This window comes from Collinsella aerofaciens, assembly GCF_039752985.1.
Classification (GTDB): Bacteria; Actinomycetota; Coriobacteriia; order Coriobacteriales; family Coriobacteriaceae; genus Collinsella; species Collinsella aerofaciens_BT.
On sequence record NZ_JBDMHA010000073.1, the window covers coordinates 1 to 9,172 of the forward strand.

11 protein-coding genes are annotated in these 9,172 nt (G+C 59.8%); 10 read left to right on the forward strand and 1 reads right to left on the reverse strand.

All coding sequences use genetic code 11. From position 1 onward, the window contains the following. From ABHR76_RS08730 to ABHR76_RS08770, 9 genes are all read left to right on the forward strand, one after another. The coding region (locus ABHR76_RS08730) for a TIGR03960 family B12-binding radical SAM protein (protein ID WP_346977399.1) at positions 1-1,280 on the forward strand (1,280 nt) is incomplete at its 5' end. Then, positions 1,277-2,089: a TIGR03936 family radical SAM-associated protein gene (locus ABHR76_RS08735; RefSeq protein WP_346977401.1), complete on the forward strand. Its 813-nt coding sequence runs from the start codon at positions 1,277-1,279 to the stop codon at positions 2,087-2,089. The genes ABHR76_RS08730 and ABHR76_RS08735, both read left to right, overlap by 4 nt. 67 nt (positions 2,090-2,156) lie before the next feature. Then, positions 2,157-2,531: a 50S ribosomal protein L21 gene (rplU, locus tag ABHR76_RS08740; RefSeq protein WP_035138585.1), complete on the forward strand. Its 375-nt coding sequence runs from the start codon at positions 2,157-2,159 to the stop codon at positions 2,529-2,531. 33 nt (positions 2,532-2,564) lie between these two features. Further along, a complete protein-coding gene (gene rpmA, locus ABHR76_RS08745) occupies positions 2,565-2,822 on the forward strand; it encodes a 50S ribosomal protein L27 (RefSeq protein ID WP_006236075.1) in 258 nt (85 codons plus the stop codon). A gap of 85 nt (positions 2,823-2,907) precedes the next feature. Then, positions 2,908-4,374 carry a GTPase ObgE gene (gene obgE, locus ABHR76_RS08750; RefSeq protein ID WP_172544921.1) on the forward strand — a complete coding sequence of 489 codons (1,467 nt, stop codon included), beginning with the start codon at positions 2,908-2,910 and terminating at the stop codon, positions 4,372-4,374. A 3-nt stretch (positions 4,375-4,377) separates the two neighbouring features. Continuing rightward, complete coding sequence (nadD, locus tag ABHR76_RS08755; RefSeq protein WP_346977403.1) at positions 4,378-5,055, forward strand: nicotinate-nucleotide adenylyltransferase; 678 nt, start codon at positions 4,378-4,380, stop codon at positions 5,053-5,055. A gap of 87 nt (positions 5,056-5,142) precedes the next feature. Continuing rightward, entirely contained in the window at positions 5,143-5,676 is a 534-nt protein-coding gene (gene yqeK / locus ABHR76_RS08760) for a bis(5'-nucleosyl)-tetraphosphatase (symmetrical) YqeK (protein ID WP_192934390.1), read from the forward strand. Positions 5,677-5,703: 27 nt separating this feature from the next. Then, positions 5,704-6,159 (forward strand): ribosome silencing factor, encoded by a 456-nt coding sequence (rsfS, locus tag ABHR76_RS08765; RefSeq protein WP_346977404.1) that lies wholly within the window; start codon positions 5,704-5,706, stop codon positions 6,157-6,159. A 225-nt stretch (positions 6,160-6,384) separates the two neighbouring features. Further along, a complete protein-coding gene (locus ABHR76_RS08770) occupies positions 6,385-7,143 on the forward strand; it encodes a transposase (RefSeq protein ID WP_346977406.1) in 759 nt (252 codons plus the stop codon). Positions 7,144-7,350: 207 nt separating this feature from the next. On the opposite strand, the gene dinB is transcribed toward ABHR76_RS08770, so the two are convergent. Further along, positions 7,351-8,604, reverse strand: coding sequence for a DNA polymerase IV (gene dinB, locus ABHR76_RS08775; RefSeq protein WP_346977408.1), 1,254 nt, complete (start codon positions 8,602-8,604; stop codon positions 7,351-7,353). Positions 8,605-8,805: 201 nt separating this feature from the next. Here dinB and rpsP point away from each other — a divergent pair, with 201 nt between their 5' ends. Further along, positions 8,806-9,147: a 30S ribosomal protein S16 gene (gene rpsP, locus ABHR76_RS08780; protein WP_022094749.1), complete on the forward strand. Its 342-nt coding sequence runs from the start codon at positions 8,806-8,808 to the stop codon at positions 9,145-9,147. Positions 9,148-9,172 lie beyond the last annotated feature (25 nt).

Here is a 9,172-nt window from a genome sequence, read left to right on the forward strand (position 1 = left end):
CATCCATTGCCGGCAACTACGTGCCGTCGCTCTATGAGGTTCGTCACGACGAGCCCTGCTCGCCGCATGGCTACACCGTGCCGCGTGAGGGCAAGGATGCGCCGACCGTGGTCTACAAGCGCGTCGTCGAGGATTTCGGCGCCACGAATCCGCTGTCGCAGTCGTGCGTGCCCTATGCGCAGCTGGTCCACGACCGCCTGTCTATCGAGATCCTGCGCGGCTGCGCCCGCGGCTGTCGTTTTTGCCAGGCTGGCATGACGTATCGCCCGGTGCGCGAGCGCTCGGCCGACCAGATTGTCTCGTCGGTGATTCAGGGTCTGGAAAAGACTGGCTATGACGAGGTGTCGCTGACCTCGCTCTCCACGACCGACCACTCCTGCATTCGCGACGTGCTCGGCAGGCTCAACCGTCGCCTGGAGGATACGGGTATTCGCGTGTCTATTCCGTCGCAGCGCCTGGATTCGTTTGGCGTGGATATGGCCGAGTCGGTCGCCGGCGAAAAGAAGGGCGGACTGACGTTCGCGCCCGAGGCCGGCAGCCAGCGCATGCGCGACATCATTAACAAGAACGTGACCGAGGAGGACCTGGACCGTGCGGCCAAGGCGGCCTTCGAGGCCGGCTGGAACCGCATGAAGCTCTACTTTATGATGGGCCTTCCCGGCGAGCGCGACGAGGACATCGTGGCCATCGCCAATCTGGCCGATCACGTGCTGGAGCTCGGTCGTTCCGTGGTGCCCAAGGCTCGTCGCGGCTCGATCTCGGTGTCCATCTCGGTTTCGGTCTTTATCCCCAAGGCCGCCACGCCGTTCCAGTGGTGCCCGCAGCTCGACTACGACGACGTCAAGCGTCGCCAGAAGTTGCTTATCACGAGCGTTCGCAACCGTGCCGTCCGCGTGCATTACCACGATGCCGAGACCTCGCTCATCGAGGCCGCGCTGTCCCGCGCCGGTCGTGACATGACGCCCGTCATCATCGATGCTTGGCGCTCGGGCTCTCGCTTTGACGCCTGGGTAGAGCATTTCTCGCTCGATAACTGGAAGGAAGCTGCTGCCAAAAACGGCATCGACCTCAATGAGCTCGTGCACCTGCCCTACGAGTTGGACTGGCGCCTGCCGTGGGAGCACGTGAGCCCCGGCTGCACGCGCGGCTTCCTCGAGCGCGAGTACCGTCGCTCGCTCGAGGGCGTCACGACTCCCGACTGTACCCGCACGTCGTGCACCGGCTGCGGGATCTGCCCCACGCTCCACGCCAAGAATGTATTGATGGGTGATCGCGCATGAGTGAGCGCCTGACCGACAACCCCTCGCTCTTTAGGCTTCGTGTTCGCTATGGCAAGCGCGATCGCCTTAAGTACCTGGGCCATCTCGAAGTAATCCATACCATTGAGCGCATCGTGCGCCGTGCGAGACTTCCCTATGCCGTCACGCAGGGCTTCTCTCCGCACATGCGCGTGGGCTTCTCTTCGGCGCTGCCGGTGGGTACGTCGTCGACCTGCGAGTGGTATGACCTGTTTATGACCGAGTTCGTGGCGCTCGACGAGGCGTTTGGGTGCCTGGCTGCGGCGTCTCCGGCCGATCTGGCGCCCATCGAGGCGGCGTACATCGACGTGCGCACGCCGGCGTTGACGGCGCAGCTCACGCGCCTGTCGTATCGCATCGACCTGCACTTGGATCCCGAGGCGCCCGTAAGCGCCGACGAGGTGCGTCGTGCGATCGACACGCTGCGCGCGGGCCACGGCATCGACTACGCGCGCGGCAAAAAGAGCAAGCGCTTGGATTTGGATCACACGCTCGTGGGCTATGAGCTCACGGCGGGGGAGCGCCCGGACCATTTGGTGCTCATGCTCGACACCCATGCCGACAACGAGGGCTCCATGCGTCCGGAAATTTTGCTTTCTGCTGCTGATGTTTTGTTGCAGGGCTTGACCCCGGGCGTGGATGCACCTATTGTTTCCACCGGTATGCAAGACCTCGTGACCATCTGCTCCTACGATGTCGAGCGTCAGAATCAAGCATGCGAGGACGACGAGGGCCGACTCGTCAGCCCCATACCTGTGCGAACTTGTGGATTTGCTCCACATACTCGTTGACGGGGGTATTTTCGCCTGCTACTATATTCGGCTGTTGCACTAACTGATGCATGAAGGGCAAGTAAACATGTACGCAATCGTTAACACGGGCGGCAAGCAGTACAAGGTCGCCACCGACGATGTCATCACCGTCGAGAAGATCGAGGGCAATGAGGGCGACAAGGTCACCCTGCCGGTTATCTTCCTCAACGATGGTAAGAAGATCGTCACCGATCCCGACAAGCTGGCCAAGGCCAAGGTTACCGCTCAGATCGTTGAGCAGTTCAAGGGCGAGAAGCAGCTGGTCTTCAAGTTCCACAAGCGCAAGCGCTATCGTCGTCTGAAGGGTCACCGTCAGCAGCTCACCAAGCTGAAGATCGTGAAGGTTCAGGCTACCTCCCGCGCCAAGAAGGCTGTCAAGGCAGAGGCTGAGGCTGTTGCCGAGGCTCCCGTCGCCGAGTAGATTACACTCGTAACGAAAGAGTAGGTATACACAATGGCACACAAAAAAGGACTCGGTTCCTCCCGTAATGGCCGTGACTCCCGCGGTCAGCGCCTTGGCACGAAGCGCTATGCCGGCCAGACGGTAACCACGGGCACGATTCTCGTCCGTCAGCACGGCACGCACATCCACCCGGGTGAGAACGTTGGCCGTGGTAAGGACGACACGCTGTTCGCGCTGGTCGACGGTACCGTTGAGTTCCACAAGGGTATCAAGCACAGGGTCAGCGTACGCCCGCTCGCGAACGCGTAATTCACCCTTCATAGAGCACATATGTGGGAGGCACTTGAGTTTTAGGATTCAAGGGTCTCCCTCTTTTTTGTAGGAGGCGATTCTGTTGTCACAGTTCACCGATATCAGCCGCATTAACGTGTGCGGCGGCGACGGCGGAGCCGGATGCATGTCGTTTAGGCGCGAGGCATTTGTCCCCAAGGGCGGCCCCGATGGCGGCGACGGCGGTCGTGGCGGCAATGTCGTCATCCAGGCCGATGCTCAGCTGTCTTCGCTGATCGATTACCGCTTTAAGCATCACTTCCGCGCCGAGCGCGGCACGCACGGGCAGGGTGCCCGTCGTAACGGTAAGAGCGGCGAGGACCTGATTCTCAAGGTCCCTATGGGTACCGTGGTGCGCGAGCTCGATCCCGAGACGCAGACCCCGATGTTCGAGATTGCCGACCTGGTGCACGACGGCGAGCGCGTCGTCGTGGCGCCCGGCGGTGCCGGCGGTCTGGGCAACACACACTTTGTGACGTCGGTGCGTCGCGCTCCGGCCTTTGCCCAGCTCGGCGAGCCTGCCGAGGAACACTGGATCGAGCTCGAGATGAAGCTTATGGCCGATGCCGCGCTTGTGGGCTTTCCCTCGGTGGGTAAGTCATCGCTCATTGCGCGCATGAGTGCCGCCCGCCCCAAGATTGCTGACTACCCGTTTACCACGCTCGTGCCGAACCTCGGCATGGTGCGTGCCGGCGAATATTCTTACGTCGTTGCCGACGTCCCCGGTCTCATCGAGGGCGCGAGCGAGGGCAAGGGCCTGGGTCACCAGTTCCTGCGCCACATTGAGCGTACGGCACTCATCATGCACGTCGTCGATATGACGGGTGGTTTTGAGGATCGCGATCCGGTCGAGGACTATCGCATCATCAACCGCGAGCTCGAGCAGTATGGCGCCGAGCTTTCGGAGCGTCCGCAGATCGTCGTTGCCAACAAGTGTGATGCGCCGGGCACGGCCGACAAGATTGCCGACCTTAAGCGTGCGGCGCTCGACGATGGCCATATGTTCTTTGCCGTGTCTGCTGTTACGGGCGCCGGCCTCAACACGCTGATGCTTGCCGTGGGCGAGCAGGTGGCTAAGCTTCGCGCCGAGCTGGCGGTCTCTGATGAGCCGGTCGATCTGCGCGACGAGGAGTGGGAGCGTCGCCGCCTGCAGCGCGAGAAGCGTTTCCGCATTGTCCAGGAAGAGCCCGGTGCCTTCCGCGTGGTCGGTCGTGCCATCGAGCGCATGGTCATCCAGACCGACTGGGAAAACGAGGAAGCCGTCATTTACCTGCAGCATAAGTTTGCGCGTATGGGTGTTGACGACGCGCTCGAGAAGGCCGGTTGCCGTGCGGGCGACGAGGTCCGCATTTGCCAGCGCGCTTTTGACTTTGAGGGCGCCGAGGACTTCTCGGAGTACGAAGAGCTCGAGGATGCTGGCGAGGACGTTGCCGTCGAGGCCATTGACGTGGCCGATGCTGCGGATGAGGGCGTCGAGGTTGTCGATGCGGCGGATGCCGAGGACGATGCCGAGACCTCGGAGGGCGAGTAAGCCATGTCGCTGCGCGGTGGAATCGGTCTGCCCGAGCTTCCTCTAGAGGACGGGCAGGAGTTTAGGCTCGGCATTATGGGTGGCACCTTTGATCCCATCCATTACGGGCACCTGGTGACCGCTGAGCAGGCGCGTGAGTCCCTCGACTTGGATGCCGTGCTCTTTATGCCGGCGGGCACGCCTGCCTTTAAGCTTGACAAGCCGGTGACGCCTGCCGAGGACCGTTATGCCATGACGGTCCTCGCCACCGCCGCGAACCCGGCCTTTTTGGCGAGCCGGTTCGAGATCGACCGCCCGGGCGTAACCTATACGGCTGATACGCTTCATGCCCTTCGCGACTTTTACCCGCCGCAGGTAAAGCTCTACTTTATTACGGGCGCCGATGCGATTATCGATATCGTGACCTGGCATGATGCCGAACGAATCGGTGAGCTTGCTACCTTTATTGCGGCGACACGACCGGGCTTTGATATCGATACAGCGCGTGCCCGAATCAAAGAGTCGGGGCTGCCGTTCGACGTGCGCTATATTCAGATTCCGGCGCTGGCGATCAGCTCGACGAACATTCGTAAGCGAGTTGCCCGCGGCATGAGCGTGCGCTATCTTACGAGCGAGTCCGTGCTCGGCTACATTCGCAAACGCAGGCTATATGCCGATTTGGGCCAAGAAGATTTTGAGTGATGGGGGTCTACGTTGTCGGTAGAGGATCAGTTTGAGGGCGATGAGCGCGCACTGCTCAAGCGCATTCAAGAGCTGCTCGATGTTCGCATGAAGGATAAGCGCAAGCGCTATGTGCATTCGCTGGGTGTTGCCGAGACCGCACTTCATCTGGCCGAGGTCTACGGCGTTGACCGCTTTGATGCCGCTGCTGCCGGTCTGATCCACGACTGGGACAAAGTGCTCTCCGACGACGAGCTGGTTACGCGCGCTCTGCATTACGGCATTAAGATTGCCGGCTCTCCTTCCGCCGCGACGCCGCTTTTGCATGGTCCTGTTGCCGCCTATGAGCTTCCGCAGCTTTTCCCCGAGTTGTCGCCGGCCGTTTTCCAGGCTGTCGACCGTCATACCGTGGGCGCTTGCGACATGACGCCGCTCGATATGGTGGTCTTTGTGGCCGATGCCATCGAGCCCAACCGCCACGGCGACTATGCGCATGCGCTGCGCAAGATGGTGGGGGAGTCGTCGCTCGACGAGTTGTTCTTCTCCTGTTTTGCGCAGGGTTTGGTCTATGTGATCCAGTCCGGGCGCTATCTTTATCCCACGGCTATTTCGATTTACAACCATTACGCCCAGCTGCGCTAGCTCGGGCTGTCTAGAAAGAGGTATTCCATGGCCGACGAGACCATGACCGACGAGCAGATTCTTGAACATGTGGAGCACAAGAGCTTCGCCGCCACGTCCGACCGCACTGCCGCCTCGCTGTCCGCGAGCGGTGTCGCCGCCGAGGATGTCGCCCGCGCCGCCGCACAGGCCGCCTACGACAAGAAGGGCGAGGACGTTCAGGTGCTCGACCTGACCGAGCTTTCCGACGTATGCGACTACTTTGTGCTTGCCACCGGTACCAACAACCGCCAGGTCGATTCTATCGTCGACGAGATCGAGGAGAAGGTCGCCGAGGCTTGCGGCGAGCACCCGTTCTCCATCGAGGGTCGCGAGCAGAAGACCTGGATGCTCATGGACTACGGTTCGGTTGTCGTCCACGTCTTAACTCCCGAAGCCCGCGACTTCTACCGCCTCGAGAAACTCTGGGGAGACGCTCCCCAGCTCCCCCTCAACCTCCTCTAGTAGCTCATTTGAGACGGGGTTTAGCTACCCTCACGCATATCGCCGGGCAGGTGCGGTTTTCCGCACCTGCCCGGCTTTCTTTTTGCCCAAAGTAGCTAATTTGGGACGGGGCTTTTTTAGCTACTACCTACCGTTCGCCGATAGAAGCGAGTTGCGGTTCATTGCGTGATATTTAGCTTTCCGACTCGGGTAACGTATTTGTTATCTGTAGAGGAGGAGATGCGTATGACTCGGACCGCGCGGGAAATCTCTGTTTACGGCTATTACCATGTCGTCCAAAAGGGCTGTGGTGGTCAGCTGATATTTGAGGATGCTGACGATCGACTCTATCTGATTCGACTGATAGCTTCGAAATGCCAGAAGTTCAAAGTGGATGTTATCGCATGGTGCCTTATGGATAATCACATTCACTTGTTGCTAGATGACGGGCATGCTCACCTGAGCGATTGTATGCATTCGATTACGACGGCGTATGCCATGTATTTCAATTCTAAGACAGGCAGGAGAGGTCCTGTTTTCCAGGATCGATTTAAGAGTGTGCCGATTCTCGATGATGATCAGCTGCTCAACTGCGTTCGTTACATTCACGATAACCCTGCGAAAGCCAGAATTGGCACTGCTTCGCTCTATCGCTGGAGCAGCTTTAGCGAGTATATGGGCTATCCGGGAATTTGTAAGACTGATTGCGTGCTCGGGTTGCTCGGGAATTCCCAGAGATTTTTTGCATTTAGCACCTCGGGCGAGCCCAATGGCTATTGCTTCCGTTATGGCGCTCATGTGAGTGATACTGACGCGCTTGAGTTTGCGCAGGCGTTGCTCAAACCATACGAGCCTCACTATCTCAACGCTCTGCCCAAGGGCGTGCGTGATGACTGTATCCGTAAACTCAAAAGCGAGGGCTTTTCGATCAAGCAGATCGTGCGCCTCACGGGTATCGGCCATTGCACGATTCAAAAGTTAAAGTTGAAAAGTAGCTCATTTTAGGCAGGATAATTTTGCTGCGGCCGCCAAACCGGACATCCGGGGTAGTCAATTTGGGACGGGGCTTTTTTAGCTACCCTTTGGCTGACGGTGAATGAATTAGGCCGAATGAATCTCAACCGATATATAGGGGTAGCTAAAATAGCCCCGTCCCAAATTGACTACCAATGCCGTGTCGGACGGAAGGCAGCAACCCCCGTCCAAAAAAGACTAGTTATTGAAGCGGGATTGGCGGCCGAAGGAAAGGGCGGTGTCGCCGAATTTGTCTCGGACGGCGTCGATGGCGACGGAGAGGTCGCGGCGGTCGCTGGATTGGGCTCCGCGGTCATCGATCTCGCAGAACAGGTCGGTCTGGATGCCGCCCCGATGGTCAAAGTCGCTCATGCCGATGCCTGCTAAGCGAACGTGCATTCCTTCCTGCCAGATGTTGTCGAGCAGATCGAGTGCAACCGCCACGAAGATGTTCTCATCGTCGGTCGGATGAGGCAGCCGGCGCTGTGCCGTACGCCCGCTGCCATACGAATACTTAAGCTTGAGCGTTACCGTGGCACCCGTCAGCCCCTGACGGCGCAGACGGCGTCCCACTGACTCTCCCAACAGCGCAATCGCCGCCTCAATATCCCCACGCTCAGTCAAATCTTTAGCAAAGGTGCGTTCATTGCTGACCGACTTGACCTCGCGCTCTTCATCGAGGCTCGTGACTTCGGAGATTTCGAGTCCCAGCGCACGCTGGCGCATGTGCTCGCCGTTGACGCCAAAAATAGAGGCCAAGGTGGATTCCGGTGCACGTGATAGCTCGCCGAGGGTGTAGATGCGCATGCGGCGCAGTCGCTCCTCGGCCGAGCGCCCGATGCCACTCATGGCAGATACCGGCAGCGCGGCCAAAAAGCGCTGCTCGGTTCCGGGGCGCACGATGGTCAGCCCAAACGGCTTATCCCGCTCGCTTGCGATTTTTGCGACCGTCTTGTTGCAGCCCACGCCAATGGAGCAGGTCACTCCCAGCCCTGCCACGCGGTCGCTTATACGCCGCGCAACCAGCGGCGGGTCTTCGGGCGCAAAGCGACCCGGTGTGATATCGATAAAGGCTTCGTCGATGGATACGCGCTCGACGCGCGGGGTCTCGTCGGCGAGAATCGCCATGACCTGCGCGCTCACCTCGCGGTAGCGATCAAAGTGCCCGTGCGTCCAAATGGCTTGCGGGCACAAGCGCCGCGCTTCGGCCGAGGCCATGGCAGAGTGCACGCCAAAGCGACGTGCCTCATACGAACACGTGGACACGACGCCACGCGAATCGGCGTCTCCGCCCACGATGAGCGGCTTGCCGCGCCATTCGGGATGATCGAGCATCTCCACGCTCGCAAAAAACGCATCGAGGTCCATGAGGCCCACCGCCGGACCCGTCCAGGGAGGCGGCGTGACGCCCGTGGCATCCTCATAACCGTATGTATGTTCGCGTCTTTCCATGTCATGAGTATACCGCGCAGCTCATGTGGGGTGCGTGTATGTGCTTGCAAATCCCGAATTCTTGTCTAAGATATGGATTTGCCCTCGACTACACCGAAGAAGTTGGTCTCACGGACTTCACCTGCCCGCGTCGATGGCGTATTATGTTCAACTGTTTGTTTGTAGTTGCAGCCTAAAGCTGCTTGGTTGGAGGAGTTTCCTTTGGCAGTCAAGATTCGCCTTGCTCGTCACGGCGCTAAGAAGCGTCCGTACTACCGTGTCGTCGTCGCCGATTCCCGCGCCCCGCGTGACGGTCGTATCATCGAGGAGGTTGGCCGCTACAACCCGATGACCGCCCCCAAGACCATCAACCTCGACCTCGAGAAGATCGCCGACTGGCAGTCCAAGGGCGCTCAGCTCACCGACGCCGTCGCCGCTCTGGTCAAGGCCGCCAACGAGGGCGAGAAGACCGAGACCGTCGTCAAGAAGTCCAAGAAGCAGCTCGCCAAAGAGGCCGAGGCCGCTAAGGCTGCCGCTGAGGCCGCTGAGGGCGCCGAGGAGTAAATCGTGCCTGAGGTTGACGCTGCAC

Coding starts and splice junctions, on each gene's coding strand:
- ABHR76_RS08735 (WP_346977401.1), top strand. CDS start 1,277: ATGAGTGAGCGCCTGACCGACAACCCCTCGCTCTTTAGGCTTCGTGTT.
- rplU (WP_035138585.1), top strand. CDS start 2,157: ATGTACGCAATCGTTAACACGGGCGGCAAGCAGTACAAGGTCGCCACC.
- rpmA (WP_006236075.1), top strand. CDS start 2,565: ATGGCACACAAAAAAGGACTCGGTTCCTCCCGTAATGGCCGTGACTCC.
- nadD (WP_346977403.1), top strand. CDS start 4,378: ATGTCGCTGCGCGGTGGAATCGGTCTGCCCGAGCTTCCTCTAGAGGAC.
- yqeK (WP_192934390.1), top strand. CDS start 5,143: ATGAAGGATAAGCGCAAGCGCTATGTGCATTCGCTGGGTGTTGCCGAG.
- rsfS (WP_346977404.1), top strand. CDS start 5,704: ATGGCCGACGAGACCATGACCGACGAGCAGATTCTTGAACATGTGGAG.
- ABHR76_RS08770 (WP_346977406.1), top strand. CDS start 6,385: ATGACTCGGACCGCGCGGGAAATCTCTGTTTACGGCTATTACCATGTC.
- dinB (WP_346977408.1), bottom strand. CDS start 8,604: ATGGAAAGACGCGAACATACATACGGTTATGAGGATGCCACGGGCGTC.